Genomic DNA, 327 nt, shown 5'->3' on the forward strand with positions numbered 1-327 from the left:
ACAAGCGCGTCGCGACCATCAACCGGATCGCCACCGCCATCGGCCGCACCGCGGCCAAGCCCCAGGGCCTCGACTCCCTCGCCCCCTGCACCCTGAACGCGGGCGCGGCGGCCGGAGGCGGCGCCGCGGCGCCGAGCGCGGCCCCCACCAAGCAGGCGGGCGGCAACAACGGGAACGCGGGCAACGGCGGCAATGCGGGCAACACCGGCAACACGAACGCGGCCGGCACGGTGAGCTGCCCGGCCGTCGCGCCGAGCCTGCCCGCCATCCCCGCCTCCGCGAAGGCCGAGGTCGACCGCAACCTCGCCCTCCTCAACACCCAGATCG

Annotated in this window: 1 pseudogene; it reads left to right on the forward strand. The window is 76.1% G+C overall.

Annotated elements, in window-relative coordinates:
• Positions 1–327 (forward strand): annotated as a pseudogene (locus KUF83_RS13405) (hypothetical protein); the annotation flags it as partial.

Source organism: Streptomyces sp. BV286, assembly GCF_019090165.1.
In the GTDB taxonomy this organism is placed as follows: Bacteria; Actinomycetota; Actinomycetes; order Streptomycetales; family Streptomycetaceae; genus Streptomyces.